Origin of the sequence: Streptomyces sp. CA-251247 (genome assembly GCF_050952975.1) — a bacterium.
GTDB classification, from domain to species: domain Bacteria; phylum Actinomycetota; class Actinomycetes; order Streptomycetales; family Streptomycetaceae; genus Streptomyces; species Streptomyces achmelvichensis.
The window spans coordinates 2,617,161-2,643,764 of the sequence record NZ_CP191861.1; the positions used below are offsets into that span (position 1 = coordinate 2,617,161).

The following is a 26,604-nucleotide window of genomic DNA, read 5'->3' on the forward strand; positions in this document are numbered from 1 at the left end:
GGTCCCGTAGCATCCCCGGATGCGAGACATCGAGGCCCTGATCCCGCAGGCCGGACGCGAAGACGCCACCGCCCTGCGCGAGTTCGACGCCGACGCGCTCGCGCGGTACGTGGCCGACCGGGCGCACCCCTGGTGGCGTCGCAGGCCGTGCGCGCTCGCGCTGGACGGGCGGGTGCCCGAGGCGCGGGTGCCCGCGCTGCTCGCGCGGGTCCGGGACTCCGGTGACGTGAGCGAGGTGCGCCGCGCGCTGCTGGACGTGCTCGCGGACCGGGCCGAACTCCTGCCCTGGCTGCGGCACGAGGACCGGCGGACGGAGAAGTCGTTCGGTATGCCCGAGGCGTTCCTCCACGCGCGCGGCAGGCTCGGCGACCGTACGGCCGTGCGGGAACTGGCGACGCTCGCGGCCGACCCGTGGCCGCGGAACCAGGCCCTCGGCGAGGCCGGGCTCGACGCACTCACCGCCCGGTACGGGCTCGGTGCCGTGCTGGACGACCTCGGTGACGCGCGGCCCGAGGACCGTGCCTTCCGGGTCCGTATGCGGGCCCGCGCCGGTGAGGACGTGACCGACGCGCTCGCGGACCCCGACCGCCTTGTCGCTCATCTCGCCCAGTCGCTCGCCGACGACCCGGACCGGCTGCGGCTCTACCTCGACGAGGCCCCGACGACCGACGCGAAGCTGTGGGCCGCGTATGCGCTGTACCGCCTGACCGAGGACGCCGCCGAGACGCGGGCGATCCACGAGGCGCTCGGGCATCCCCGGGTCGAGGTCCCCGGTCTGGACGAGGAACTGCGCTCCGCGATCGTGCACGCGTACGCACCGGGCTGCCGTACACAGAGCGACCCGCGCTGGCGCGTCGAGGCGCTGTGCACCGAGCCTCCGCCCCGCGTCGACGTGGACGAACAGCTCCGCCGCGCGACGGCCGCGCTCACCGCGGCGCATCTCGCACCCGGTCAGCCGGTGTCCTGCGGCGAGCACCACCAGCAGGGTGACGGCACCTATCACGTGATCGCGTACGGCGGCGGGAAGGAGGTCTGCGTCAGTACGCTCGGGCGGTTCGCCACCGGGCACGACACCGACCCCGCGGCCCGTCAGGCTCTCGAATCGGCCGGGTTCCGCTGGATCGACGGGGCCACCGGCGCGATCCGCGTCACCGACCTGTGCGTCTACTACTTCGGCAACCGTGCCCCACTCGACGTCGACACGCTGCTGTTCTACTGGCAGGACTGAGGGGCCGGCCCCGCACTCAGCCCAGTTCCCAGACGAGGACCTCCGCCGCCCCCGCCCCCGCCGTCAGCTCCAGGCCCTCGGCGTCCGTGACCCGCGCCGAGTCGCCGGGGCCCAACTCCGCCTTCTCCAGCCGCACTTCGCCGCGCACCACATGGACGTACACCGCCGCCGCGTCCGGGACCGCGCTGCGCTCACCGGCGGTCAGTCGCCGGACGTGCAGCATCGCGCCCGCCTCGGGCAGTGCGTACGGCGTCGAGTCGGCGATGCCGTGGACGATCTCGTACGACGGATCGCCTCCCGGTGCCAGCGGCGCGAGCCACATCTGCACGAAGACCAGGTCCTCGTGGCCGTCGTTGCGCTCCACGTGCCGCACCCCGCCCGCCGCGCTGAGCCGCTGCACGTCCCCGGGGCGTACGACCGTCGCGTGTCCCTGCGAGTCGCGGTGGGTCAGCTCGCCCGTGACGACCCAGGTGACGATCTCGGTGTGACTGTGCGGATGCTCGTCGAAGCCTGCGCCGGGCCGCAGCCGCTCCTCGTTGCAGGCGAGGATCGCGCCGAAGCGGAGGTTGTCGGGGTCGTAGTGGCGCCCGAAGGAGAAGGCGTGCAGGGATTCGATGCCCGATCCGGGTGCGCCGCCGCGGTAGCGGTCGGCGGAGCGCCGTACGTCAATCACGGATCCACGGTAGCCCCGGCCCGGAGGGCTCCGGCGCAGGACAAAGAACCCCGCCACTTAGCGCCCGCGTCCTGATAAGGCAGTCTTGTCCCGTGCCCGAACCTGCAGCGAACGCCCCTCATCCGCACTCCGCGACCCTGCGCCGGCTGGAGCAGTCCTCCGGCCGGCTGGCCGGAGACGCCATCGCACGCATGGACGAGACGCTGCCGTGGTACCGGGCGATGCCGCCCGAGAACCGGTCGTGGATCGGCCTGGTCGCCCAGGCCGGTATCGCCGCCTTCACCGAGTGGTTCCGGCACCCGGAGACCCCGCAGGCCATCTCCACCGACGTCTTCGGTACCGCGCCGCGCGAGCTGACCCGGGCCATCACGCTGCGCCAGACCGTCGAGATGGTGCGCACCACCATCGAGGTCATGGAGACGGCGATCGAGGAGGTCGCCGCGCCGGGCGACGAGTCCGTGCTGCGCGAGGCGCTGCTCGTCTACGCCCGCGAGATCGCCTTCGCGACGGCCCAGGTGTACGCGCAGGCCGCCGAGGCCCGTGGCGCGTGGGACGCCCGGCTGGAGTCCCTCGTGGTCAACGCCGTGCTGTCCGGGGAGGCCGACGAGGGCGCCGTCTCCCGCGCGGCGGCGCTCGGCTGGAACTCGCCCGAGCATGTGTGCGTCATCCTCGGCACCGCGCCGGACGGTGACAGCGAACTGACGGTGGAGGCCATCCGCCGGGCGGCCCGGCACGCCAAGCTCCAGGTCCTCACCGGCGTGCTCGGTGACCGGCTCGTCGTCATCGCGGGCGGCAGCGACAACCCGTTGCAGGTCGCCAAGGCCCTGATCGGTCCTTATGCCGCCGGTCCGGTGGTCGCGGGGCCCGTCGTGCCCGACCTGCTGGCCGCGACCCGGTCCGCCCAGGCCGCCGCCGCGGGCCTCAAGGCGTGTTCCGCCTGGCAGGACGCGCCGCGCCCGGTGCTCGCGGACGATCTCCTGCCGGAGCGCGCGATCGCCTCCGACCCTGCCGCTCGTGAGCAGTTGGTGGAGGAGATCTACAGACCACTGGAAGAAGCGGGCTCGGCACTTCTGGAAACTCTGAGTGTCTATCTGGAGCAGGCGAGTAGCCTCGAAGGCGCGGCGCGGATGTTGTTCGTCCACCCCAACACCGTCCGCTACCGGCTGCGACGTGTGACAGACGTCACCGGCTGGTCACCCTCCGATGTACGCTCCGCTTTCACACTGCGGATCGCACTCATCCTGGGGCGTCTGGCCGACGGGGATACCCAGTCCTAGACTTTTGTGGGACACCAACAATTCCCCTGACGGTTCTTCGTCCCTGTCCCCACGGGCGTCCGGAGCCGTATACAAGAGAGAGTGTGAGGGTGCTCGTACTCGTCGCTCCCGGCCAAGGCGCTCAGACGCCCGGCTTTCTGACCCCCTGGCTCGAACTCCCCGGCGCCGCCGACCGCATCGCGGCCTGGTCGGACGCCATCGGACTCGACCTCGTCCACTACGGCACGAAGGCCGACGCGGACGAGATCCGCGACACCGCCGTCGCCCAGCCGCTGCTGGTCGCCGCCGGTCTGCTGTCGGCGTCCGCGCTCGGTGACGTGGCGCCCGACGCCGTCGCCGGCCACAGCGTCGGCGAGATCACCGCTGCCGTGTTCGCCGGTGTCCTCGACGACGTGGCCGCGCTCGGCTTCGTACGGACGCGTGGCCTGGCGATGGCGGATGCCGCGGCCATCACGAAGACCGGTATGTCGGCGCTGCTCGGCGGCGACCCCGAGGTCACCGTGCCGCACCTGGAGAGCCTCGGCCTGACCCCGGCCAACGTCAACGGCGCCGGTCAGATCGTGGCCGCCGGAACGATGGAGCAGCTCGCCGCGCTCGAGGCGGACAAGCCCGAGGGCGTCCGCCGCGTGGTGGCCCTCCAGGTCGCCGGCGCGTTCCACACGCTCCACATGGCGCCCGCGGTCGACAAGCTCGCCGAGGCGGCGAAGGCCCTCACGGTGTCCGACCCGAAGCTGCCGTACGTCTCCAACCGTGACGGCGCGGTCGTCAGCTCGGGCGACGAGGTCGTCGAGCGGCTGGTCGGCCAGGTGGCCAACCCGGTCCGCTGGGACCGGTGCATGGAGACGTTCAAGGAGCGCGGCGTGACGGCGCTGATCGAGGTGTGCCCCGGCGGCACGCTCACCGGTCTGGCCAAGCGCGCGCTGCCGGGCGTGCAGACGCTCGCCCTCAAGACCCCCGACGATCTCGACGCGGCCCGCACGCTCGTCGCCGAGCACTCAGCAGCCTGACAAGGAGCCGTAGAGCATGTCGAAGATCAAGCCCAGCAAGGGCGCCCCGTACGCGCGGATCATGGGTGTCGGCGGCTACCGCCCCACCCGGATCGTGCCGAACGAGGTGATCCTCGAGACGATCGACTCCTCCGACGAGTGGATCCGCTCCCGCTCCGGCATCGCGACCCGGCACTGGGCCTCCGACGAGGAGACCGTCGCCGCGATGTCGATCGAGGCGTCCGGCAAGGCGATCGCGGACGCGGGGATCACCGCCGAGCAGATCGGCGCGGTGGTCGTCTCGACCGTCTCGCACTTCAGCCAGACCCCGGCCATCGCCACCGAGATCGCCGACCGGCTCGGCACGGCGAAGGCCGCGGCCTTCGACATCTCGGCGGGCTGCGCCGGCTTCGGCTACGGCCTCACGCTTGCCAAGGGCATGGTCGTCGAAGGCTCCGCCCGGTACGTCCTGGTGATCGGCGTGGAGCGGCTCAGCGACCTGACCGACCTGGAGGACCGCGCGACGGCCTTCCTGTTCGGTGACGGCGCGGGCGCGGTCGTCGTGGGCCCGTCCGAGGAGCCGGAGATCGGTCCGACGGTCTGGGGTTCCGAGGGCGACAAGGCCGGGACGATCAAGCAGACCGTGCCGTGGGACCGTTTCCATAACGGTGACGTGTCGCAGCTGCCGCTCGACTCCAAGGGCGAGATCAAGTTCCCCGCCATCACGCAGGAGGGCCAGGCGGTCTTCCGCTGGGCCGTGTTCGAGATGGCGAAGGTCGCCCAGCAGGCGCTGGACGCCGCCGGGATCACCTCGGCCGACCTGGACGTCTTCATCCCGCACCAGGCCAATATGCGGATCATCGACTCGATGGTGAAGACCCTCAAGCTGCCGGAGCACGTCACGGTCGCCCGTGACGTGGAGACCACCGGCAACACCTCGGCCGCCTCGATCCCGCTCGCCATGGAGCGGCTTCTGGCGACCGGGCAGGCCAAGAGCGGCGACACGGCGCTCGTCATCGGCTTCGGGGCGGGTCTCGTCTACGCAGCCACGGTCGTTACCCTCCCCTAGGCATCCGGATCTTCCGGGCACCAGATCAACCCTCTGATTAACACCGAAGGAGCGCCACATGGCCGCCACTCAGGACGAGATCGTTTCCGGTCTCGCGGAGATCGTCAACGAGATCGCCGGCATCCCGGTCGAGGACGTCCAGCTGGACAAGTCCTTCACCGATGACCTGGACGTCGACTCGCTGTCCATGGTCGAGGTCGTCGTCGCCGCCGAAGAGCGCTTCGACGTCAAGATCCCGGACGACGACGTCAAGAACCTGAAGACCGTCGGCGACGCCGCGGACTACATCGCGAAGCACCAGGCCTGAGCCTGAGACGCGCCTGTCGCCACCTGACCGTGGCGTCGTGAACATTCAGCACCCCCTACACGTGGAGAAAGAATTCCTGTGAGCTCGACCAATCGCACCGTGGTCGTCACCGGTATCGGCGCAACCACACCGTTGGGTGGCGACAGCGCATCGACCTGGGAAGGTCTGCTCGCCGGGCGCTCCGGAGTGAAGCCGCTCGAAGGCGAACGCTTCGCCGAACTCCCGGTCCGGATCGCCGCGCCCGCGGCGGTCGACCCCGGCGAGGTCCTGCCGCGCCCGCTCGCCCGCAAGCTGGACCGCTCCGCGCAGTTCGCGGTGATCGCGGCCCGCGAGGCATGGGCGGACGCCGGCTTCACCGCTCAGGCGGGCGAGGACGAGAACATCGAACCCGCCCGGCTGGGCACCGTGATCGCCTCCGGCATCGGCGGCGTAACGACTCTGCTGGACCAGTACGACGTGCTCAAGGAGAAGGGCGTACGCCGCGTCTCCCCGCACACCGTGCCCATGCTCATGCCCAACGGGCCCTCCGCCAACGTCGGCCTGGAGGTGAACGCCCAGGCGGGCGTGCACACCCCGGTGTCCGCGTGTGCGTCGGGCGCCGAGGCGATCGGCTACGCCGTGGAGATGATCCGCACCGGCCGCGCCGACGTGGTGGTGGCCGGCGGCACCGAGGCGGCGATCCACCCGCTGCCGATCGCGGCGTTCGCCAACATGATGGCGATGTCCAAGAACAACGACGAGCCCGAGAAGGCGTCGCGTCCGTACGACACGGCCCGTGACGGCTTCGTCCTCGGCGAGGGCGCCGGCGTCGTCATCCTCGAGTCGGCGGAGCACGCCGCGAAGCGTGGCGCCAAGGTCTACTGCGAGGTGCTGGGCCAGGGTCTGTCCGCGGACAGCCACCACATCGCGCAGCCGGAGCCGACGGGCCGCGGTATCGCCGCCGCCATGCGCAACCTGCTGGAGACGACGGACCTCAAGCCCGCGGAGGTCGTGCACCTGAACGCGCACGCCACCTCGACGCCCCAGGGCGACGTGGCCGAGGTCAAGGCGCTGCGCCAGGTCCTCGGCGCGGACCTCGACCATGTGGCGGTGTCCGCCACGAAGTCGATGACCGGTCACCTGCTGGGCGGCGCCGGCGGCATCGAGACCGTCGCGACGGTCCTGGCGCTGTACCACCGCACGGCCCCGCCGACGATCAACGTCGACGACCTGGACGAGGCGGTGGACGCGGACATCGTGCGCGGCGAGCCGCGTGCGCTCCCGGAGGGCACGATCGCGGCGATCAACAACTCGTTCGGCTTCGGCGGCCACAACGTGGTCCTGGCGTTCCGTACGGTCTGACCGCCCGTCACAGCCAAGAGGCCCGGTCCCCCTCGGGGGCCGGGCCTCGGTCGTTCTCGTGCGCGGAGTGTTCTCGTGCGCTGACGGCCGCGCGGGGCGCTCTCGTGTGCGGACGGCCGCGCGGGACGTTCTCGTGTGCGGACGGCCGCGAGGGGCTTCCTCCCGCGCGGACGGGTGCGCCGCGGGCTCAGACCACCTGGTGCAGCCAGCGGACCGGGGCACCTTCACCCGCATACCGGAACGGCTCCAGCTCGTCGTCCCACGGCTTGCCCAGCAGCTTCGCGATCTCCGCCTCCAGATCCGTCTCGCCCTGGACGGATCGCGCGAGCGCCGCCCGCAGCCGGTCCTCGGGGATCAGGATGTCGCCGTGCATCCCGGTCACGGCGTGAAAGATGCCGAGGTCGGGCGTGGCGCTGTACCGCTCGCCCTCCGCCTTCGCGCACGGCTCGGCCGTCACCTCGAAGCGCAGCAGCCGCCAGCCCCGCAGCGCGGACGCCAGCTTGGATGCCGTTCCCACCTCGCCCTGCCAGGAGAACTCGGCTCTCCAGGTGCCGGGGGATGCGGGCTGTCTGATCCAGTCGAGCTGGACCCGTACACCGAGCACACCCGCGACCGCCCATTCGACGTGCGGGCACAGTGCGCGGGGGCTTGAGTGAACGTACAGAACGCCACGTGTCGTCACCGGGACCTCCAGAGTGGGACGAGGATCGCCATTCCCAGCGGCCTCAGTAAACAGCATCAGGAGTTAATCTCCACAAAAGGGACACCATGTGACGTGATGTAATTTACCGGGGCCGATGGGCACGCGGCCTCTGGTCGACGGGGAAAAGCTACCGCGAGCGGGTGGCCGAGGGGTGACGTAATGTCGGTCCTGGGGGCCGTACGCACCAAGCTTTCACCCGCGAGGACGCCATGTACGGGTGATACGGAGGGGAAACGGGGATGCGCGAGACCGTACGAGGCCGCCGTGTGCGTACGGCGGCCGCGGCATTGACGGCCGTCGCGCTCCTGGCGACCGGCGTCCTGACGGGATGTGACTCCTCGTCGGACAACCGGGCGAACGGTTCACCCGCCAAACGGCGGCCTTCACCCACCCCTGTGTGGGACCGCAGCCCTGACTCGATCGCCGCCGTGGGCGACTCCATCACCCGGGGCTTCGACGCCTGTGTGGTGCTCTCCGACTGCCCCGAGGTCTCGTGGGCGACCGGCTCCGACGCCACGGTGAACAGCCTCGCGCTGCGGCTGATGGGCGCGCCCGCCGTCGCCGAGCGCGCCTGGAACTACGCCCGTTCCGGCGCGGAGGTCTCCGATCTGCCCGCGCAGATGACCCAGGCGGCGGCCAGGAAGCCGGAACTGGTGACGGTGATGGTCGGCGCGAACGATGCCTGCGCGGACACCACCGCGAGCATGACGCCGGTCGAGGAGTTCCGTACGTCCTTCACCGGCGCGCTGCGGGAACTGCGGCGCACCGCGCCCAAGTCCCAGGTCTATGTCTCCAGCGTGCCCGACCTGAAGCGGCTGTGGTCGACCGGGCGGGGCAATCCGCTGGGCCGGCAGATCTGGAAGCTGGGGATCTGCGCCACGATGCTGGGCGACGCCGAGGACGAGAGTGTGCAGGCGCAGCAGCGGCGGACCGAGGTGCAGGACCGGGTCAAGGCGTACAACGGCGTGCTGCGGGACGTGTGCGCCAAGGACCGGCGCTGCCGTTACGACGGCGGGGCGGTCTTCGACTACCGGTTCAGCGGCGACCAGTTGAGCCGCTGGGACTGGTTCCACCCGAGCAAGAACGGCCAGGGGCGGCTCGCCGAGATCGCGTACCGCAACATCACCGCGGTGCGTCCGCCGGTCTGACCGGCCGGGGTAGGGCGTGAGGCTGTTGGGGCCGGTGCGACCGGAATGAGGCGGTAGCCAGGGCAGCCCTCCTGTGGTGGTATTTCCGCGACCCCCCGACGGAAGGATTGCCGTGTCCCGGATACGTGCGCGTGTGACCGTAGTTGGCGCCGCCGCCCTGACCTTCGCGCTGGCGGCCCCGCCGCTCGTCGCCGCCGAACCGGGCGCTCCGGCGCCGGTCACCGTGGAGGAGGCCCGGCTCGACCGGGCGGTGCCCCAGGAGATTCTGCGGCGCAGCGGATTCGACACGGTGGCACCGGAGTTCGCCGGGGCGCTGGGCCACGTGCGGACCTACCAGCAGGCCGAGCGGGCCGTCGTACGGCACGCCTCCTCGCTCTGGGACCGCGCGGTCGACCGGGCGCAGGGGCGTGGACCGGTACGCGGTGATCTGAGCCGGGACGACGACCGGCCGCTGTACTGGGCGCGGCTCGCGATGACGCGTGAACTGCGGCAGTGGGAAGACGGGTTCGGGCTGACCACGGGGCAGCGCGACCGGCTCGTCGACCGGCTGGAGCGTGCCTCGCGCGGTCAGGACTCGATGAACCTCCCGGCGGGCAAGGGCGTCAAGCGCATCGTGATGACGGGCTTCGACCCCTTCACGCTCGACCGGGACATCCGGATCAGCAACCCGTCGGGTGCCACGGCGCTCGCGCTGGACGGGACGTGGATCCGTACGGCGGACGGACCGGCCCGTATCGAGACGGCGGTCTTCCCGGTGCGCTGGCAGGACTTCGCGGACGGCACGGTCGAGCGCACCCTGCGCAAGCAGCTGCCGCAGGCGGACCTGTTCACCACGGTCAGCCAGGGACGCGTGGGCCGGATCGACATCGAGCGGACCAACGGGGCGTGGCGGGGAGGCTTCGGCGACAACCTGAACGTCTCGCGCACCGAGACGGTGCCGGTGAGCGATCCGGCGACGCAGCCGCAGTGGACGACGACGACCCTGCCGTACGCGGCGATCGTGGCCGCGAAGACCGGGCCCTTCCCGGTCTTCGACAACACGGCGGTCACCGAGATCCCGGCGGGCTCCACGACACCCGTGGCCCGGCCGGACGGCCCGACGCCGGGCTCGACCGCGCGGGCGGGCGGCGGCGGCGACTACCTCTCGAACGAGATCGCGTACCGGGCGACGCTGCTGCGGGACAGGCTGGGGCTGAAGATCCCCGGCGGGCATGTGCACACCCCGGTCCTGCAGTTCGACGCGGCCAACACGACGGAGATCACGGACCCGGTGTTCGTGAAGAACCGGCTGGAGATCATCGCGCAGGTGCGGGAGATCATCCGGGTCGCGGCCGACGCCTCCTGAGGCACGGTCCCTCGCCCGCCCCGGCTGCCGGGGCGGGGCGGGCGCGGGGGCTGCCCGGGTGCGGGAAAGGCGTGGTGCGGGCCGCTGCCGGGCGGTGATGATGACCGTATGAGGATTGCCGCCGCACAGTTCCGCTCCGCTCCCGGTGACATCGACGCGAATGTGCGCGCCGTGCGGGACCTCGTCGACGCGGCGTCCGGACAGGGCGCACGGCTGGTCGTCTTCGCCGAGCTGGCGGTGACGGGGTACGAGCCGGATCTCATCGCCGCCGACCCCGCGCTGGTGCTCGCGGAGGACGACGCGCGGCTCGACCCCGTACGGGAGGCGTGCCGGACGGGCGGCACGGCCGCCGTGCTCAACGCCGCGGTCCGGACGGCCGGCGGCAGGCCCGCCATCACCTCGCTCGTCCTCGGGCCGGACGGCGAGCTGCTCACGCGCTACGACAAGCAGCATGTGCACGGCACGGAGAACGACGTCTTCGACGCGGGCTCCGAGGACGGCCGGTTCACCCTGGACGGCATCGGCTTCGCGACGGCGGTCTGCTACGACAACCGCTTCCCGGAGCTCGCCGAGCGGGCGCGGGCGGACGACTGCCAGGTGTACGTGGCGAGTTCGGCGCTGGAGACGGGCAACGACTCGTTCGCGACGGTCTATCCCGTCCGCGCGCGGGACAACGGTCTGTATGTGGTGCTCGCCAACGCGGTGGGTCGCTGCGGCGTCGGGGAGTGCCCGGGCGACAGCGCGGTGTGGGGCCCGGACGGCGCACTGCTGGCCACGGCGGCGTCGAGCGCTCCCGGGCTCGCGCTCGCCGAGCTGTCGCTGCGGACGGTGGCCCCGTGAACGCCGTAGCGATCCCGCCCGGCTCGTGTGCCCTGCCGCGGACCGTGGTGAGCGGGGTGAGGGCGCCGTGAGCCGCGCCGTGGAAGAGACCAACCGCCGCATGCTGCGGGCACGGGACGCGATGGACCGCGCGTACGCGCAGCCGCTGGACGTCCCCGCCCTGGCCCGGATCGCCCATGTGTCCCCGGCGCACTTCGCGCGCACCTTCCGGGCCACGTTCGGCGAGACGCCGCACCGCTACCTCCAGCGCCGCCGCGTGGAGCGGGCGATGTACCTGCTGCGGGAGACCGACCGCAGTGTGACGGACATCTGCTTCGAGGTCGGCTTCGGCAGCCCGGGGACCTTCAGCCGTACGTTCCGTGACATCGTCGGCCGGCCGCCGAGGGCGTACCGCAAGGTGGCCGCGGCAGCGGACGTACCGACGTGCTTCACGAAGGCGTGGACGCGGCCGGTGCTCTGAGCGGCGGCCCTGCCCGGCAGTCCGGTCCGTGCGTCCCCGGACCGAGCAGTTCTGGATAAGTTTTCGTCCGCCGAGGCCCGTAGCGTGAGGGACATGTTCAACGCCATCACGCACTCACAGATCTACGTCCTCGACCAGGACGAGGCCCTCGACTTCTACGTCGGCACGCTCGGCCTGGAGGTCGGCGCCGATGTCGACCTCGGCTTCATGCGCTGGCTGACCGTCAGCGTCCCCGGTCACCCGGAGCGGCAGATCCTGCTGGAGCGGCCCGGCCCTCCGGCGATGTCGGAGGAGACGGCTCAGCAGGTCCGCGAGCTGGTGACCAAGGGCGCTATGGGCGGCTCCCTCATCTTCAGCACGGACGACTGCCGCGGGACGTACAAGACGCTGCGGGACAAGGGCGTCGAGTTCACCGAGGAACCCACCGAGCGCCCGTACGGCATCGACTGCGGCCTGCGGGACCCGTTCGGCAACAGCATCCGCTTCACCCAGCCGAAGACCTGAGGGGCCCACGGGGGCCGGGAGCCGAACTCTCAGGGCGCGCAGCGGTCAGGCGCGGAACCCTCAGGGCCCGCAGCCGTCAGGCGCGGAACCCGCCCCGTCCGGCGTCGTTCAGGCCCCGGTCCTTGTCGAGGCTGTACGGCGCCGGGGCCTGCGGTGACGGCTCGTCGGACTCCGTGCCCGCCAGGTCGCGCACCATCAGCGTCGCGCCCGCCACCGCGCCCGGCATCAGGAACACCGCGACGAGCGGCACGATGAACGCCAGCGTGAGCGGCACGCCGAAGCCGAGGACCATCATCCGGCGGCCCCGCAGCAGGACGAGCCGCTCCTTCAGTTCGACGCCGCGGCGCTGGAGGGCCACGGCGGTGAGCTCCTCGGCGAGGAAGAACCCGGAGACCGCGAAGCCGAGCGCGGGGACGACGGTCTGGCCGACGACCGGCAGGAAGCCGGCCGCGAACAGCAGAATCCCGTAGAACACCACACGCGCCACGACCCGCAGCGAATCGCGCGCGGAGATCCACAGCTCGCGCCAGAGCGGCAGCCCTGACCGGGGAACCCGGCCGCCCTCGCTGCGGTCGACCTGTTCGGAGAGCGACTCGTAGAAGGGCTGACCGATCAGCAGGGTCACGGCCGTGAAGGTGATCACCGCGACGAACAGGCCGAAGGTGAAAACGAGGGCGGTCAGAAAGCCGCGCAGCAGCCCGAGCCACGGCGAGGACCAGCCGTCGGCGAACGGCGTCGCCCAGCCCACCAGATTGTCGGCGCCGTAGCCGAGGCCGACGAGGGCGCCCACGTACAGCACCAGGGTCACCAGGCCGGGCAGCAGCCCGAAGCCGAACCAGCGGCCGTGTCCGGCGACCCAGCGCTGGCCCTTCATCAAATAGCCGAAGCCGACCACCAGATCACGCATACGCCCAGCCTAACGGGCCGCCGGGAGGGACAGGCCGGCCGGTCGGGGCGCGACGAAGAGGGCGAACGGCCGATCTTCTTCCGGACATCTGTTGCCCCCGGCACGGCGACACGGTAGACCCTCCGTTCATGGCACTCCTCAGACCAGTCCTGTTCACCACCAGTACCGCCGTCCTCGGAGCCTTACTTCTCAGCCCGCTGTCCGCGTCCGCGGCACCGGGGCGCGACGAACCGCGGCCGCACCCCGTACGCGAAGGGGCCGGGCGGGACACCGTGCGGGACTCCACACCCGTGGGAGCCGGTGCGCTGCGAGCGCTGGAGCGCGCGACGCCGGGGCTGCGGAAGGACGCCGGCTACCCGCGGCGCACCGTCCTCGACGCGCCGCCCGTCAACCCCGCCGACAAGTCGATCAAGCTGGGGCTCGCCCCGTACCACTCGCTCGCACCGCGGCTCAACGCCCTCCAGAAGCTGGGCAACCGGGTGAGCGTGGAGGTCGCCGGGCACTCCGCCGGCGGGCACGAGCTCTATCTGGTGACCGTCACCGCGCCGGAGAGCTCCGGGCAGGCCCGCGACCAGGAACGCATGCGGGAACGGATCGAGAACAGCCCGGCCGCGGCCGCCCGCGACAAGCACATCAAGGCCTCGTACAAGACGCCCCTGTTCATCAACAACAACATCCACGGCAATGAGTGGGAGGGCACGGACGCGGCCCTGAAGCTCATCGAGGAGCTGGCGAAGGCCAAGGACGCGAAGACCGCCGGGCTGCTCGCGAAGAACCGTGTCTATCTGAACGTGACCGCCAACCCGGACGGCCGGATCGCGGGAACCCGCGCCAACGCCAACGGCTTCGACCTGAACCGCGACTTCATCACCGCGACCCAGCCGGAGGCGCGGGCGATCCGGCGGATCGCCATCGACAAGCAGCCCGCCGTGATGCTCGACCTGCACGGCTATGTCAACGGCACGCTGATCGAGCCGACGACACCGCCGCACGGCGAGAACTACGAGTACGACCTGTTCCTGAAGAACGCGTACGCCAACGCGCTGGGCATGGAGAAGGCCGTCAACGGCCTCGGCTACACCCCCGCCGCCGACGGCGTGCAGCCCGCCGTCATCCCCTTCCGGGACGAGAAGGAGGGCTGGGACGACTGGCCGCCCATCTTCACCCCGCAGTACATGCCCTTCCAGGGCGCGGTCGCCTCGCACACCATCGAGTTCCCGATGACCGTCAACAACGCCCAGTACGACAGCCTGCCGGTCGCCGAGCTGCGCCGCCGGGCAGTGATCAACACGGCGATCGCGGGTGCGGCGATGCGCGCGACCCTGGAGTACACGAACAGCCACCGCGCCTCGGTGATCGCCGACCAGATCGAGACGTTCCGGCGCGGTGCGGCGGGCGAGGCCCAGCGTCCGGTCTCGTCCGAGACCGTGCCCGGCGTGCCCGGTATCGGGCCGGAGGACGTCTACACGACGACGTTCCCGCGGGCGTATGTGATCCCGGCGGGCCGCGGACAGCGCTCGGCGGTCGCCGCGGGCCGTCTGGTGGACCATCTGGTCGCCAACGACGTCCGGGTGGAGCGGGCCGTCCGCCCGTTCCGGCTGGCCGGCCGTAGCTATCCGGCGGGGTCGTACGTCGTCGATCTGCGGCAGCCGAAGCGCGGGATCGCCAATGTGATCCTGGCCGAGGGGCGGGACATCAGCGCCGACGTCTCCACCATGTACGACATCTCGGGCTGGAGCCTCGGGCTGCTGTGGGGCGCGACGGTGGAGAAGGCCGCCCGGGGTGATCTGCACCTGGTCTCGCGTCCGGTCACTGCCGCCGCGCCGACCGGGCACGTCGCGCCGCGCGGTGATCTGAAGCTGCGGATGGACGACCCGAAGGAGCTCGCGGCCCTCAACACGCTGCTGGCCCAGGGGGTCGCGGTGCGCCGGACCTCCGACGGTGCGGCGATCGTGCCGGGGTCGGCGCGCAAGGCGGCCGCCGTGCTCGCCGACCGGTTCGGCGTCGTCTTCTCGGCGACGAAGGAGCGCGGGGCCGCGCCGCTCGCCCGCACCCGGGTCGCGGCCGCCGTGACGGCAGGCGAGCAGTTCGCGCTGCGCGAGATGGGCTTCGACGTGGTGCCGGTGTCGACCGCGACCCTGAACGCGGGCTTCGACTGGTCCCGCGCCGATGTCCTGTACGTGTCGACGGGCCTCGACCACGGCCGGCTGACTCCGGCCGCGCGGGAGGCGTTCGCCAGGAGCGGTGTCGGCGTGGTCGGCCTCGGGTCGGCCGGTGCGGCGTTCAACGCGGCCGCCGGACTGATCCCGGCGACGGCGGTCGAGGGCAACGGCGACGCCAACGGCGTGGTGCGGGTGTCCAACAAGGGCGGCGCGATCACCGGCGGCGCCCCGGCCCACACCTTCGTCTACTCCCCGCTCTGGTTCACCGGCCTCGGCGCCGGCGTGCGGGCGGAGCAGTCGTACGGCACCGGCAATCCGCTGGTGGCCGGCCACTGGCGGGCGGCCGAGGACGGCAGCGGCGGGCCGCAGGCAGCCGCGGGCCGGGCGTCGGTCGTCAGCGGTACGACGGCGAAGGGCAAGCCCGTCGTGCTGTTCGGCACGGAGCCGTTGTTCCGTGACCACCCGAAGGGTGTGTTCGCGCAGGTCGGCCGGGCACTGCTGACCCGCTGACCATGCACCGAGGGCCGCACCCCGGAAACGGGGTGCGGCCCTCGGCCGTGCGTACTGCTGCGGCCTGACGTGCCTGAGGCAGGACTCAGACCGCGAGGTCGACCGTGATGTTGCCGCGGGTCGCCTTGGAGTACGGGCAGACCTGGTGGGCCTTCTCGATCAGGGCCTTGGCCGTGGCGGCGTCGACGTTCGGGATCGACGCCGTGATCTTGACGATGATCCCGAAGCCCTCGTCGTTCTTGCCGATGCCGACCTCGGCGGTGACCGTCGAGCCCGTGATGTCGGCGTTCTCCTGACGGGCGACAACGCCCAGCGCACCCTGGAAGCAGGCGCTGTAACCGGCGGCGAAGAGCTGCTCCGGGTTGGTGCCGGCCCCGGAACCGCCCATCTCCTTCGGCGGGTTGACGACCACGTCGAGCTTGCCGTCATCGGTGGAGACGCGGCCGTCACGGCCGTTCTCCGCGGTGGCGACAGCGGTGTACAGGACGTCGGACTGCTGAATGGACATGAAGAGGTTTCCTCCTGTGGTTCGCCGCGACTCGCGCCCACGACCGCGACGGCTCAGCACGAGACTAGCGTCTCGCCCGGACCGGCAGACATTGCCGGTCACCGCACTAGCGGGTGCACTAGCGGGTGAGGGAAACGATCATCTTTCCGGTGTTCTCACCGCGGAGCAGTCCGACGAAGGCGTCGTAGCCGTGCTCGATGCCCTCGACGACGGTCTCGTTGTACTTGAGCTCACCGGAGGCGATCCAGCCGGCGACGTCCTTCACGAACTGCGGCGCGAGGTCGTTGTGGTCGTTGACGAGCATGCCCTGGAGGCGCAGGCGCTTGCCGATGACCAGGGCCAGGTTGCGCGGGCCGGGGGCCGCCTCGGTGTTGTTGTACTGGGCGATCATGCCGCAGATGGTGGCGCGGCCGTGCACGTTGAACGAGGACAGCGCGGCTTCGAGGTGCTCGCCGCCGACGTTGTCGAAGTAGACGTCGATGCCGTCGGGGGCGGCTTCCTTCAGCTGCTGGGCGACGGGGCCGCTCTTGTAGTTGAACGCGGCGTCGAAGCCGTACTCCTCGACGAGGAGCTTGACCTTCTCGTCGGAGCCCGCCGAGCCGATGACGCGGGAGGCACCCTTGATCCGGGCCATCTGGCCGACCTGGCTGCCGACGGCTCCGGCCGCGCCGGAGACGAAGACGGCGTCGCCCTCCTTGAAGGAGGCGACATCGAAGAGACCGGCGTAGGCGGTGAGGCCCGGCATGCCGAGGACGCCGAGGTAGGCCGAGAGCGGGGCGACGGAGCCGTCGACCTTGGTGGCGTGCTTCGCGGGGACATCCGCGTACTCGCGCCAGCCGAGGCCGTGCAGGACGTGGTCGCCGACGGCGAAGCCCTCGGCGTTCGAGGCGATGACCTCGCCGATCGCGCCGCCGTCCATGGGCCGGTCGAGCTGGAAGGGCGGGGTGTACGACTTCACGTCGTTCATCCGGCCGCGCATGTACGGGTCGACCGAGAAGTACAGGTTGCGGACGAGGACGCGGCCCTCGCCCGGCTCCGACACCGGTACCTCACGCAGGGCGAAGTCCTCCGCCTTGGGCCAGCCGTGCGGGCGGGCGACGAGGTGCCATTCACGGCTGGTCTCCGGAAGTGCGGACATGCTGCGTTCCTCCTAGAAAAGCTTCACTACCTGAAACAACCATGCGCAGCGATATTTCATGTTGTCAAGTAACCGGGTACCCTGGTGTCCATGGCCACCCCACGTACCGACCCCCTGACCGTCGAGGTCGTCGACCTCATCGGCTCCGTCGTGGCCCGGTACTACACGGAGTACGAGCAGGTCGCAGCCCAGCACTCGCTGACCGGCGCGCAGGCGCGCGTCCTCGGGCTGCTCACGCTGGAGCCCATGCCGATGCGGCGTATCGCCGTGAAGCTGAAGTGCGAGCCGTCGAACATCACCGGCATCGTGGACCGGCTGGAGAGCCGCGGGCTGGTGGAGCGCCGGCCGGACGCGCACGACCGCCGGGTCAAGCTCGCCGCGCCCACCGACGACGGCCTGGAGACGGCACGGCGGCTGCGGGAGTCCCTGGACTTCGCCCGCGAGCCGCTGGCGCAACTGACGGACGAGGAGCGGACCGTCCTGCGGGACCTGCTCAGGCGGATGCTCGGCGAGGACATCGCGGCGACGGGCTGAGCGCGCGCCGGGCGGGATCCCGGGGCGCGACGTCTCGGGGCGCGAAGTCGCGGGGCACGGAAACCCGGGACGCAGAGTCGCGGGTCAGGGAACCCGGGGCACGGAAACCCGGGATACAGCGTCGCGGGGCCCGCAAACCCGGGGCGCAGAATGGCGGCGCCCGGACCCTCGACGCGCGGACGGCGCACGGGTCACAGCCACCGGAACACAGCCCACCGGGACCGGAACACGGCTCACAGGCACCAGAAGAGGAACCGGTTGCAGGTCGGCGTGGGGGTCGGCGACGGCGTGGGGGCGCCGGGCGCGGGAGTCGTGGGCGACCCGCCGCCGGGGCCGGACGACTCGCTCGGCTGTGCCGAGGACGAGGGCGACTCGTCGGGATCGGACGGCTCGTCGGCGCGCGACGAGGGCGGCGGGCCGTTCCCCTCGTCCGGATCCTCGTCGGCCGGACTGCCGGTGCCGGCGGTCCCCGCGACGGTGACGGTGGAGGTGGGACGTGCGGACGTGGCCGAGGTCTCGACCGGTGCCTCGGTGACGCCGTCGGGACCCTCCGGGGTCTCGTTCGCCTCCGGAGGCTGCGGCGCGAACTCCGTCTCCTCGCTGTCCGCTTCCTTCACGGCCGTCGCCGCTCCGTCGTCGCCCGGGTCCTCCAGGGCCAGTTCGGCGAGGCTCAGCGCACCGGCGGCGAGCACCAGTCCGACGACGCCGATGAGCACCTTGCGGCCACGCCGCTTGCGCCCCCGTCGGCCCGAGGTTTTCGGACGCGGAGGGGCCTGGCGGCGCGAACGCCGATGACCCGCCGGCGCGGACACCTCGTCCAACTCGAGGACGTGGTCGGCCGCGGGGGCGCTGGGGCTTCGATGCCTGAGCTCCTCGACGGGCGTGCCGCAGCCTGCACAGGCCAGGGCGCCGTTGAGGTGCCGTCGACACTGGTAGCAGTAATCCATGGCGCCCGCAGATTATGCGGCGAGGGTGGGCCAGAGGTGAATGAGACTGTGAGGATCTTGTGTGGAATCTTCACTTCCGCGGCGCGTCCGGTCGCCCGGTTGACGACGCGTCGTGTCCGGTCCGCGGGGCAGGATGTCGGACATGACCGCAGCCGCACCCTTCGGGCCTCACGACTTCCAACTGGTCCTTCTGCGCCGGATGGCCGACCACCAGCCGGAGTTGGTGGAGGCGGCGCGCCAGGAACTGGGCGCGTCGATCGCCGACATGCGTGAGGCGAACCGCCGCTGGCAGGCGATGGTGCGCTCACCGCGCGGACGGGGTGCCCTCGCCCGCTATCGCTCGGTGCTCGGACCTGCCGAGCGCACCGAACGCCGCCGCATCGGCGACCTGGAGTGCGACGCCATTCAGTGGCCGGTACCGCTCTGGCCGGACCTGCGCTTCGAGGTGATGGCCGCGGACGGCGGAGCGGTGTGGAACGAGTGGCTGGTCCGCGCCCCCGGCGCCCCGGGCCCCGAGCTGCGGACCCTGGAGGACCTCACGGCCTGGTCGTGCACGGTGGACGAGGCGGCCCGCGCGTTTTCCCCGGCCCGCCCGATGGAGGGATCGGCCCCGACCCGCTGGCAGCTGCGGCTGACGCTTCCTGACGGACAGACATGTGTGGCGGAGTTCTGCTGGGGGCTGCTTCAGCGTTTGCTCTAGCCTGCGCGCCGATGCCGCCCCGCCCGGCAACGCCCACCCCCCGAATGGCCGCACAGATCTGGCGGATCGTCAGCTTCGTACCCCCGACCGGCTCACCCAGCGCGCGCACTGCTCCCGGCGACCGCACGATGCCATCACGAACCGCACTCGGGAGGATCTGCCGTGACCGTCAGTCTTGAGCAGTTGCGCCGTTGCCATGTCGCCGTCGACCTGGGAGCCGCACGGACCAGGGTCTTCGTGAAGGGCGCCGGACTCGTCGTCGACGAGCCGAGCGTCGCCGCCGTGAACACCCGTACAGGCGCGCTGATCGCGGTCGGCGCGCTCGCCGAGAAGATGACGGGCCGTACGCCCGACTACATCCGCGTCGTGCGGCCCGTCTCCGGCGGCACGGTCGTCGACATCGAGATGGCCCAGCGGATGCTCCGTCACCTTCTGGGCGAGAAGCTGCGCCGTCAGCTGCGCCGCAAGCCGCGGCTGCGCGCCGCCGCCTGCACACCGCACGACAGCGACCCGCTGGCGCAGCGCGCCGCGGTCGAGACCCTGGTCGGCCTCGGTGCCCGCCGGGTGGAGCTCGTCGACACCCTGATCGCAGCCGCCGTCGGCTGCGGGCTGCCCGTGGAGCAGCCGACCGCGAGCATGATCATCGTGTGCGGCGCGGCGACCACCCAGATCGCCGTGCTCTCGCTCGGCGCGATCGTCACCGCCGAGCGGATCCCCGTGGGCGGCAACGCCATCGACTACGCGGTGATCCAGCACCTGCGCCACCAGCACGAGCTGATGCTGCCGAGCCAGTCGGTACGCCCCCTGCAACTCGCCCTGCGCGGCAACGGGCTCACCCCTCAGGGGCCGAAGTCGACCGAGATCCACGGGCGGGACGTGGCCACCGGCCTCGCGCGTTCCGTGCGGGTCGACACCGCCGCCGTACGGGACGCCATCCACACCCCGCTGACCTCGGTGCTCGACGGGATCGGCAAGGTCCTGCGGGACTGCCCGCCCGATCTGGTCGCCGACCTCGCGGAGCGGGGCATCATGATGGTCGGCGGTTCGGCGCTGCTGCCGGGCCTGGACGAGATGCTGCACGAGGCCACCGGTATGCCGGTGCAGATCGCCGAACGCCCCGACATCTGTGCCGTACTGGGCCTCGGCGCGATGCTGGAGGGCAAGGTCCAGCCGCTGGTCCTCAACCCGCTGGCCGAGGCCGAGGCCGGCTGAGGCAGGGAGCGGGACGAGGGGCGCGGCCCGCGGTGGGCGAGGCGGAGCCTGCACGGCGTCTCACGATGCTGCTGGAGGCCGTGCTCAGTGTCGGTACCGACCTCGAACTGCACACGACCCTCCAGCACATCGTCGACTCCGCGGCCGGTCTCACCCGGGCGGGCCACGGCGCTCTCGGGGTCCTCGACCCCGAGAGCGGGACGATCACCGAGCTCTACACCGCCGGCGCGGCCGCCCGGACGGAGGACGACAAGGACTGCCTCCCGTCCGACGGCGGCCGGCCCGGCCCCCTGCCGGCCGGGGACGACGGCCTCATCAGCGCCTTCATGCGGGATCCGCAGCTGCCCAGCCCCGACAACCCTGCCGACCCCGACGGGGCCCCCTCGCCCGGCGCTCCCGGCGGCCGTCCCGGGACGTACACGTATCTCAGGCTTCCGATCCGGGTGCACACCCAGGACTTCGGGCTCCTGTGCCTGACCGACCGGCGTGACGGCTCCTTCACCGAGGACGACGTCGCGCTGCTGCGGATGCTCGCCGCACAGGCGGGTATCGCGATCGGCAACGCCCGGCTGTACGAGAGCGCACGGCAGCGGGAGCGCTGGATCGAGGGCGCGGCCGCCGTCACGACCGCGCTGCTCACCGGCGAGAGCGCCCAGGACGCCCTGAAGACGGTCGCCGAACAGGCCCGCGTCCTCGCCGACGCCTCCGCGGGTGTCGTGCTCCAGCCCACCGAGGACGGCGGTATGGAGATCGTCGCCGCGTCCACGGCCGACGACCCCGGTGACATCGTCGGCACCACCATCGCGCCCGGGTCGCCGGTGCTCGTCCAACTCCTCGGCGGCGAACCGGTGTTCATCGAGGACTCGGCGACCGATCCACGGATGACCACCCATGTGCGCAGCCGGTTCGGACCGTCGATGATGCTGCCGTTGCAAAGTGGTGGCCGGCTGATCGGCACCCTCGCGCTGCCGCGCCGGCGACACGGCCCTGCCTACACGGCGGCCGAACAGCTGCTGGCGACCCGGTTCGCCTCGCACGCCGCGCTGGCGCTGGTCCTGGCGGACGCCCAGCACAACCGCAGGCAGCTCGCGGTCTACGAGGACCGTGACCGTATCGCCCGGGACCTGCACGATCTGGTCGTGCAACGGCTGTTCGCCACCGAGATGATGCTGGAGTCGACGCGGCGGCGCGCACCGGGAGACGAGAGCGACGAACTTCTCGGCCGGGCCGTGGACGAGCTGGACTCCACGATCCAGGAGGTACGGACCACGATCTTCGCACTCCAGCAGCCGCCCGCCGAGGCTCCGGCCGGCTTCCGCGACCGGGTGCTGCGGGAGACCTCGGGGGCGTCCGCCCTCCTCGGCTTCCAGCCGTCCGTGCAGTTCCGGGGCCCGGTCGACGCTCTCGTACGGGAGCCGGCGGACCAGCAGCTGCTGGCCGCCCTGCGCGGTGCCCTGGCGGCGGCGCACCGGCGCCCGGACGTCACCGCGATCGACGTGGAGGTGGACGCCACCGTGCTGCTGCCGGACGGCCGGCCCGGGGTGCGGCTGGTGGTGGCGGACGACGGGCGGCCCGACAACGGCCGGGACGGCGATGACGGCGGGCACGGCACGACGGTCACCTGGCAGGCGCCCCGGTAGGGATCCGGGGTACGGGAGTCCGCGACACCCGCATCGGGCCGGCCGCGCCGTGCGCGGTCCGGGGGGCGTCCCACCGCCCGCGCCGTGATCCGGCGGGGGACAATGGTGTGTGCGAGGACCGGACCGTGCGCAGGCACGTGCGACGGCGGACGTCAGGACAGCACGCGGCACGGCGCGGCACAGACACGCTGCATCAGACGGAGGACGACGAGTGACTGACCTCTTCCCGGCGCTGACCGCCGGTTCGGACCGGCCCGCCCTGCACTTCGGCGACCGCGGTCTGACGTACGGGGAACTCTTCGGCGCGGCGGGATCGCTCGCCGTACGGATCGGCGGGGCGTCCCGGCTCGCGCTGTGGGCCACGCCGACGCTGGAGACGGCGGTGGGAGTGGTGGCCGCACTGCTGGCCGGGGTGCCCGTCGTGCCGCTGAACCCGAGGACGGGAGAGCGCGAGCTGGCTCACATCCTCGCGGACAGCGAACCGGCGGCCGTCCTCGCGGCCGCGGGAGAGCAACTGCCGGACGGGCTGGACCGGTTGCAGCGCATCGACATCCCGGTGACGGGTGACGCGGGCCCGCCGCCCGCGGTGCCGTCCCCGGCCGATCCGGCCCTGATCGTCTACACCTCGGGGACCACCGGCGCGCCCAAGGGCGCCGTGCTCCCGCGCCGGGCGATCGCGGCGAGCCTGGACGCCCTGGAGGACGCCTGGGAGTGGACGGACGCCGATGTGCTGGTGCACGGGCTGCCGCTGTTCCATGTGCACGGGCTGATCCTCGGCATCCTCGGCCCGCTGCGCCGGGGCGGACAGGTGCGCCACCTGGGCCGGTTCTCGGTGGAGGGCGTCATCCGTGAGCTGACGGACGGCGGCACGATGCTGTTCGGGGTGCCGACGATGTACCACCGGCTGGCCGAATCACTGGACGAGGACCGGGAGTTGGCGAAGGCGCTGGCGGGCGCGCGGCTGCTGGTGTCCGGCTCGGCGGCGCTGCCCGTGCACGATCAGACACGCATCCGTACGGCGACGGGGCGCCCGGTGATCGAGCGGTACGGCATGACCGAGACCCTGATGAACACGAGCGTCCGGGTCGACGGCGAGCCGCGGCCGGGTTCCGTCGGGGTGCCGCTGCGGGGCGTGGAACTGCGGCTCGTCGAGGAGGACGGCACGCCGGTCACGACGTACGACGGCGCCACCATCGGCGAGATCCAGGTGCGCGGGGAGAACCTGTTCACGGAGTATCTGAACCGGCCGGACGCCACGGCGGCGGCCTTCGACGGCGACTGGTTCCGCACCGGGGACATGGCGGTGCGCGACCCGGACGGGTATGTGCGGATCGTCGGCCGCAGGGCCACGGACCTGATCAAGAGCGGCGGCTACAAGATCGGCGCCGGCGAGATCGAGAACGCGCTGCTGGAGCACCCGGGCGTCCGCGAGGCCGCCGTCACCGGCGAGGCCGACGCCGATCTGGGCGAGCGGGTGGTGGCCTGGATCGTGCCGGTGGACAGCCAGTCGCCGCCGACCGAGGGCGAGTTGGCGGACCATGTGGCGGCCCAGCTCGCTCCGCACAAGAGGCCCCGGACGGTCCGCTTCCTCGACGCGCTGCCGCGCAACGACATGGGCAAGATCATGAAGCGGGCGCTGCATGGCTGACCGGTTGAGCGCACGGGCGGCGATCGCGCTGATATGCGACGACTTCACCGAGACGGTGCCGGTCGAACGACAGGGCGCGCTCGACGAGCAGCAGCACGCACCGGACGGTCCGATCGGCTGGGAGGGGTACGGCGCCCAGCGCGCGGCGGCGGCCCGGCGCACGGGGTCGACCGAGTCCGTGGTGTACGGCGACGCGACGGTGGGCGACCGTGCGTGTGTGGTGATCTCCTTCGAATTCGGCTTCCTCGGCGGCTCGTTGAGCAGCCGGGCCGGCGACCGGCTGGAGGCGGCGTACGACAGGGCCCGCGAGCTGGGCCGGCCGCTGGTGTCGCTGATCGCGACGGGCGGCAGCCGGATGCAGGAGGGCATGATCGCGCTGACCCAGCTCCAGCGGGTGGCGGCCGCGTCGGTGCGGCTGCGCGACGCGGGAGTGGCGCAGATCGCGGTCCTGCGCGACCCGACGACGGGCGGCGGCTGGGCGACGCTGGGCGCGGGGGCGGATGTGATCCTGGCCCTCCCGTCGGCCCAGGTCGGCTTCGCGGGCTCCCGTGTCCGGCCCTTGGACGCGGACCCGTCGGCGTATACGGCGGAGGCACAGCTGGCCGCGGGCCAGATCGACGAGATCGTGGCACCGGAGGACCTGCGGGAGGCGGTGTCGTTCTGGGCGGCTGCGGCTGCCGGGGACACCCGTACCCGCTTCGACGCGACCGGCGGGGACAGCGGCACCCGCTTCGACGGCGCAGGCGAGGACCACTCGGGCACGGTGGAACCTCTCGGCGACAGCGGGAGAGCAGAGGCGGAGGGCGCGGCCTCCGGGTCCGGCCCCGTGCCTCCCCCCTTCGCGCTCGGCGCGCCGTCCCTCCCCCGCACCGGATGGGACGCCGTCACCCAGGCTCGCGCACCGGGGCGGCCCCACGCCCGGGCCTATCTCGACGCGTACTTCGGCCGGCGCAGGACCCTCAGCGGCGACCGGTGCGGCGGGGTCGACCCCGGGATGCTCTGCGGGGTCGGGATGCACGACGGGCGGGCCGTCGCCTTTGTCGCGCAGTGCGGCACCGCCACCCTTCCGGCCGGCTACCGCACCGCCGCACGCATCGTGCACATGGCCGGCCGGCTCGGGCTCCCCGTGCTCACCCTCATCGACACACCCGGCGCCGCCAACGACGCCGCGGCCGAGCGCTCCGGCGCGGGCGCCGCCATCGCCGAGCTGTTCGCCGCGGTCGCCGGCGCCCGGACGCCGGTCACCAGCCTCCTCGTCGGTGAAGGCGGTTCGGGCGGCGCCCTCGCGCTGGCCGCGCCCGGCAACACCTGGGCCACGCCCGACAGTTACTTCTCCGTCATCGCACCCGAGCTCGCCGCCGCGATCCTCAAGCGCCGGCCCGAGCAGGTGCCCGGGACCGCCGACCAGTTGCGGCTGCGCCCGCAGGACCTGGTCGAACTCGGCGTCGTCCGCGGGATCGTCGCCCCGCAGGAGTGAAGCCCCGCTCTCAAGCCGGGGTGGCCCTACGGCTGGGGGTCCCGTGCGTCGTACCGGGCGAAGCCGCGCCAGCGCAGTGCCAGCAGCGAGACGGCCAGCACACAGGCGATCCCGCCGCCGGTCACCGTCACCGACGGCGAGGTGAGATCCGCGGCGCTGCCCGCGAGGAAGTCGCCGAGCCGCGGCCCGCCCACGACCACCACGAGGAACACACCCTGGAGCCGGCCGCGCAACTCGTCGGGCACGGCGGCCTGGAGCATGGTGCTGCGGAACGCCATCGAGATGGCGTCCGCGAAACCGGCGAGGCCGAGGAAGAGCAGCCCGAGCCACAGATTGCGGGTGAGCCCGAAGACCGCGATGGCCGCGCCCCAGGCCCCGACGGCCAGCAGGATCGCGAGCCCCTGCCGCCGGATCCGCCCCTGCCATCCGGAGAACACCCCGCCGAGCACCGCGCCGAGGGCCGGGGCCGCGACCAGCAGGCCGGCGGTGCGGGCGTCGCCGTCGTACCAGATGACGGCGACGGCGGGGAACAGCGCGCGCGGATGGGCCAGGATCATGGCGCAGAAGTCGGAGAAGAACGTCATCCGCAGATTCGGCCGGGTCGCCAGAAACCGCAGCCCCTCCAGGACGGAGGCCTTCTTCGCGCCCTCGGCACGGTCCGGCAGCATCGACGGCAGTCGCCACATCGCGTACAGGGACGCGGAGAAGGCGACGGCGTCGATGGCGTACGCGGTCTGGTAGCCGGCGAACCCGACGACGAGCCCGCCGAGCATCGGGCCGACGAGTGTCCCGGACGTCATGGTCATCGAGGTGAGGGCGTTGGCCGCGGGCAACTGCTCGACCGGCAGCAGCCGGGGGATCATCGCGCTGCGCGCCGGGGAGTTGACGGCGGCGCACACGGACTGGAACGCGACCACGCCGTACAGGAACCAGACATGGTGGAAGTCCGCGAAGGCCGCGGCGGCCAGCGCCGCCGACAGCACCGCGGAACCGCTCGCGCTGATGAGGCCGAGCCGGCGCCGGTCCACGGTGTCCGCGATCGCGCCGCCGTACAGCCCGAAGGCCAGCAGCGGCACGAGCGAGCACAGTCCGACCAGACCCACCGCGAACGTGGAGCGGGTGATGTCGTACACCTGGAGCGAGATCGCGAGGGTGGTCATCCCCTGTCCGATCCAGGAGATCGTGTTGCCGAACCAGAGCCGCCGGTAGTGGACGGAGGTGCGCAGCGGGGTGAGGTCGGCGAGTATTCGCGGGCGCACGGAAGGGGCGGGGCTGGTCTGCGGCATGGCGGGAAGTCTATGACCGCGGCCCGGCTGGCCCCTTACATTTTTTGGGGAGGC

General features: G+C 72.1%; 25 protein-coding genes. 18 read left to right on the plus strand and 7 right to left on the minus strand.

What is annotated here, in order from left to right:
• The first annotated feature begins 19 nt into the window (after positions 1-19).
• Positions 20-1,228 (plus strand): hypothetical protein, encoded by a 1,209-nt coding sequence (locus tag ACQPWZ_RS11485; protein ID WP_433571278.1) that lies wholly within the window; start codon positions 20-22, stop codon positions 1,226-1,228.
• A gap of 16 nt (positions 1,229-1,244) precedes the next feature.
• Here ACQPWZ_RS11485 and ACQPWZ_RS11490 read toward each other — a convergent pair whose 3' ends face one another.
• The gene (locus ACQPWZ_RS11490; protein WP_340472958.1) at positions 1,245-1,901 is read right to left on the minus strand and encodes a pirin family protein; all 657 of its coding nucleotides are present in this window, start codon (positions 1,899-1,901) and stop codon (positions 1,245-1,247) included.
• 92 nt (positions 1,902-1,993) lie between these two features.
• Here ACQPWZ_RS11490 and ACQPWZ_RS11495 point away from each other — a divergent pair, with 92 nt between their 5' ends.
• From ACQPWZ_RS11495 to fabF, 5 genes are all read left to right on the plus strand, one after another.
• Positions 1,994-3,178 carry a PucR family transcriptional regulator gene (locus tag ACQPWZ_RS11495; RefSeq protein WP_313946493.1) on the plus strand — a complete coding sequence of 395 codons (1,185 nt, stop codon included), beginning with the start codon at positions 1,994-1,996 and terminating at the stop codon, positions 3,176-3,178.
• 89 nt (positions 3,179-3,267) lie between these two features.
• Entirely contained in the window at positions 3,268-4,185 is a 918-nt protein-coding gene (locus ACQPWZ_RS11500) for an ACP S-malonyltransferase (protein ID WP_433573805.1), read from the plus strand.
• 16 nt (positions 4,186-4,201) lie between these two features.
• Entirely contained in the window at positions 4,202-5,233 is a 1,032-nt protein-coding gene (locus ACQPWZ_RS11505) for a ketoacyl-ACP synthase III (RefSeq protein WP_340472960.1), read from the plus strand.
• 58 nt (positions 5,234-5,291) lie between these two features.
• A complete protein-coding gene (locus ACQPWZ_RS11510; RefSeq protein ID WP_313946491.1) occupies positions 5,292-5,540 on the plus strand; it encodes an acyl carrier protein in 249 nt (82 codons plus the stop codon).
• A 78-nt stretch (positions 5,541-5,618) separates the two neighbouring features.
• Positions 5,619-6,881, plus strand: a complete 1,263-nt coding sequence (gene fabF / locus ACQPWZ_RS11515; protein WP_327684411.1) for a beta-ketoacyl-ACP synthase II — start codon at positions 5,619-5,621, stop codon at positions 6,879-6,881.
• A gap of 187 nt (positions 6,882-7,068) precedes the next feature.
• Here fabF and ACQPWZ_RS11520 read toward each other — a convergent pair whose 3' ends face one another.
• Positions 7,069-7,563 (minus strand): DUF3145 domain-containing protein, encoded by a 495-nt coding sequence (locus tag ACQPWZ_RS11520; RefSeq protein WP_340472961.1) that lies wholly within the window; start codon positions 7,561-7,563, stop codon positions 7,069-7,071.
• A gap of 260 nt (positions 7,564-7,823) precedes the next feature.
• Between ACQPWZ_RS11520 and ACQPWZ_RS11525 the strand changes: the two genes are divergently transcribed.
• The 5 genes from ACQPWZ_RS11525 to ACQPWZ_RS11545 all read left to right on the plus strand — a co-directional run bounded on the left by ACQPWZ_RS11525 (position 7,824) and on the right by ACQPWZ_RS11545 (position 11,881).
• A complete protein-coding gene (locus ACQPWZ_RS11525) occupies positions 7,824-8,732 on the plus strand; it encodes an SGNH/GDSL hydrolase family protein (protein ID WP_340472962.1) in 909 nt (302 codons plus the stop codon).
• Positions 8,733-8,865: 133 nt separating this feature from the next.
• The gene (locus tag ACQPWZ_RS11530) at positions 8,866-10,077 is read left to right on the plus strand and encodes a pyroglutamyl peptidase (RefSeq protein ID WP_433571279.1); all 1,212 of its coding nucleotides are present in this window, start codon (positions 8,866-8,868) and stop codon (positions 10,075-10,077) included.
• Positions 10,078-10,185: 108 nt separating this feature from the next.
• A complete protein-coding gene (locus tag ACQPWZ_RS11535) occupies positions 10,186-10,917 on the plus strand; it encodes a carbon-nitrogen hydrolase family protein (protein WP_433571280.1) in 732 nt (243 codons plus the stop codon).
• Between the two features lie 67 nt (positions 10,918-10,984).
• Complete coding sequence (locus ACQPWZ_RS11540; RefSeq protein WP_356705925.1) at positions 10,985-11,377, plus strand: AraC family transcriptional regulator; 393 nt, start codon at positions 10,985-10,987, stop codon at positions 11,375-11,377.
• A 93-nt stretch (positions 11,378-11,470) separates the two neighbouring features.
• Positions 11,471-11,881, plus strand: a complete 411-nt coding sequence (locus ACQPWZ_RS11545) for a VOC family protein (RefSeq protein ID WP_383242422.1) — start codon at positions 11,471-11,473, stop codon at positions 11,879-11,881.
• Between the two features lie 76 nt (positions 11,882-11,957).
• Here the strand turns inward: ACQPWZ_RS11545 and ACQPWZ_RS11550 are convergent, their stop codons facing one another.
• The gene (locus ACQPWZ_RS11550) at positions 11,958-12,788 is read right to left on the minus strand and encodes an EI24 domain-containing protein (RefSeq protein WP_340472967.1); all 831 of its coding nucleotides are present in this window, start codon (positions 12,786-12,788) and stop codon (positions 11,958-11,960) included.
• Positions 12,789-12,916: 128 nt separating this feature from the next.
• On the opposite strand from ACQPWZ_RS11550, the gene ACQPWZ_RS11555 reads away from it, so the two are divergent.
• Complete coding sequence (locus ACQPWZ_RS11555) at positions 12,917-15,460, plus strand: M14 family zinc carboxypeptidase (protein ID WP_433571281.1); 2,544 nt, start codon at positions 12,917-12,919, stop codon at positions 15,458-15,460.
• A gap of 85 nt (positions 15,461-15,545) precedes the next feature.
• On the opposite strand, the gene ACQPWZ_RS11560 is transcribed toward ACQPWZ_RS11555, so the two are convergent.
• Positions 15,546-15,968, minus strand: coding sequence for an organic hydroperoxide resistance protein (locus ACQPWZ_RS11560; protein ID WP_313946481.1), 423 nt, complete (start codon positions 15,966-15,968; stop codon positions 15,546-15,548).
• Positions 15,969-16,086: 118 nt separating this feature from the next.
• Positions 16,087-17,106, minus strand: a complete 1,020-nt coding sequence (locus ACQPWZ_RS11565) for an NADP-dependent oxidoreductase (protein WP_340472970.1) — start codon at positions 17,104-17,106, stop codon at positions 16,087-16,089.
• 90 nt (positions 17,107-17,196) lie between these two features.
• On the opposite strand from ACQPWZ_RS11565, the gene ACQPWZ_RS11570 reads away from it, so the two are divergent.
• On the plus strand, positions 17,197-17,640 hold the full coding sequence (locus ACQPWZ_RS11570) for a MarR family winged helix-turn-helix transcriptional regulator (RefSeq protein ID WP_433571282.1): 444 nt from the start codon (positions 17,197-17,199) through the stop codon (positions 17,638-17,640).
• Positions 17,641-17,873: 233 nt separating this feature from the next.
• Here ACQPWZ_RS11570 and ACQPWZ_RS11575 read toward each other — a convergent pair whose 3' ends face one another.
• Positions 17,874-18,587 carry an SCO2400 family protein gene (locus tag ACQPWZ_RS11575; protein ID WP_433571283.1) on the minus strand — a complete coding sequence of 238 codons (714 nt, stop codon included), beginning with the start codon at positions 18,585-18,587 and terminating at the stop codon, positions 17,874-17,876.
• A 133-nt stretch (positions 18,588-18,720) separates the two neighbouring features.
• Here ACQPWZ_RS11575 and ACQPWZ_RS11580 point away from each other — a divergent pair, with 133 nt between their 5' ends.
• The 5 genes from ACQPWZ_RS11580 to ACQPWZ_RS11600 all read left to right on the plus strand — a co-directional run bounded on the left by ACQPWZ_RS11580 (position 18,721) and on the right by ACQPWZ_RS11600 (position 25,264).
• Complete coding sequence (locus ACQPWZ_RS11580) at positions 18,721-19,287, plus strand: hypothetical protein (protein WP_340472973.1); 567 nt, start codon at positions 18,721-18,723, stop codon at positions 19,285-19,287.
• Between the two features lie 162 nt (positions 19,288-19,449).
• Positions 19,450-20,499, plus strand: a complete 1,050-nt coding sequence (locus tag ACQPWZ_RS11585) for a rod shape-determining protein (RefSeq protein ID WP_405569475.1) — start codon at positions 19,450-19,452, stop codon at positions 20,497-20,499.
• A gap of 65 nt (positions 20,500-20,564) precedes the next feature.
• Positions 20,565-22,139 (plus strand): GAF domain-containing protein, encoded by a 1,575-nt coding sequence (locus tag ACQPWZ_RS11590; protein ID WP_433573806.1) that lies wholly within the window; start codon positions 20,565-20,567, stop codon positions 22,137-22,139.
• 211 nt (positions 22,140-22,350) lie between these two features.
• Complete coding sequence (locus tag ACQPWZ_RS11595) at positions 22,351-23,787, plus strand: acyl-CoA synthetase (protein ID WP_356705918.1); 1,437 nt, start codon at positions 22,351-22,353, stop codon at positions 23,785-23,787.
• Positions 23,780-25,264: a carboxyl transferase domain-containing protein gene (locus ACQPWZ_RS11600; RefSeq protein ID WP_433571284.1), complete on the plus strand. Its 1,485-nt coding sequence runs from the start codon at positions 23,780-23,782 to the stop codon at positions 25,262-25,264. The genes ACQPWZ_RS11595 and ACQPWZ_RS11600 overlap by 8 nt, the downstream gene beginning before the upstream one ends.
• 26 nt (positions 25,265-25,290) lie before the next feature.
• Here ACQPWZ_RS11600 and ACQPWZ_RS11605 read toward each other — a convergent pair whose 3' ends face one another.
• Positions 25,291-26,550, minus strand: coding sequence for an MFS transporter (locus tag ACQPWZ_RS11605; protein ID WP_383243494.1), 1,260 nt, complete (start codon positions 26,548-26,550; stop codon positions 25,291-25,293).
• Positions 26,551-26,604: the final 54 nt, after the last annotated feature.

Excerpts from the sequence above, each read along its gene's own strand:
- ACQPWZ_RS11605 (WP_383243494.1), bottom strand. The coding sequence starts at position 26,550 with ATGCCGCAGACCAGCCCCGCCCCTTCCGTGCGCCCGCGAATACTCGCC.
- ACQPWZ_RS11550 (WP_340472967.1), bottom strand. The coding sequence starts at position 12,788 with ATGCGTGATCTGGTGGTCGGCTTCGGCTATTTGATGAAGGGCCAGCGC.
- ACQPWZ_RS11505 (WP_340472960.1), top strand. The coding sequence starts at position 4,202 with ATGTCGAAGATCAAGCCCAGCAAGGGCGCCCCGTACGCGCGGATCATG.
- ACQPWZ_RS11600 (WP_433571284.1), top strand. The coding sequence starts at position 23,780 with ATGGCTGACCGGTTGAGCGCACGGGCGGCGATCGCGCTGATATGCGAC.
- ACQPWZ_RS11560 (WP_313946481.1), bottom strand. The coding sequence starts at position 15,968 with ATGTCCATTCAGCAGTCCGACGTCCTGTACACCGCTGTCGCCACCGCG.
- ACQPWZ_RS11555 (WP_433571281.1), top strand. The coding sequence starts at position 12,917 with ATGGCACTCCTCAGACCAGTCCTGTTCACCACCAGTACCGCCGTCCTC.
- ACQPWZ_RS11590 (WP_433573806.1), top strand. The coding sequence starts at position 20,565 with ATGCTGCTGGAGGCCGTGCTCAGTGTCGGTACCGACCTCGAACTGCAC.
- ACQPWZ_RS11510 (WP_313946491.1), top strand. The coding sequence starts at position 5,292 with ATGGCCGCCACTCAGGACGAGATCGTTTCCGGTCTCGCGGAGATCGTC.
- ACQPWZ_RS11575 (WP_433571283.1), bottom strand. The coding sequence starts at position 18,587 with ATGGATTACTGCTACCAGTGTCGACGGCACCTCAACGGCGCCCTGGCC.
- ACQPWZ_RS11565 (WP_340472970.1), bottom strand. The coding sequence starts at position 17,106 with ATGTCCGCACTTCCGGAGACCAGCCGTGAATGGCACCTCGTCGCCCGC.
- ACQPWZ_RS11525 (WP_340472962.1), top strand. The coding sequence starts at position 7,824 with ATGCGCGAGACCGTACGAGGCCGCCGTGTGCGTACGGCGGCCGCGGCA.
- ACQPWZ_RS11580 (WP_340472973.1), top strand. The coding sequence starts at position 18,721 with ATGTCGGACATGACCGCAGCCGCACCCTTCGGGCCTCACGACTTCCAA.
- ACQPWZ_RS11485 (WP_433571278.1), top strand. The coding sequence starts at position 20 with ATGCGAGACATCGAGGCCCTGATCCCGCAGGCCGGACGCGAAGACGCC.
- ACQPWZ_RS11570 (WP_433571282.1), top strand. The coding sequence starts at position 17,197 with ATGGCCACCCCACGTACCGACCCCCTGACCGTCGAGGTCGTCGACCTC.
- ACQPWZ_RS11545 (WP_383242422.1), top strand. The coding sequence starts at position 11,471 with ATGTTCAACGCCATCACGCACTCACAGATCTACGTCCTCGACCAGGAC.
- ACQPWZ_RS11535 (WP_433571280.1), top strand. The coding sequence starts at position 10,186 with ATGAGGATTGCCGCCGCACAGTTCCGCTCCGCTCCCGGTGACATCGAC.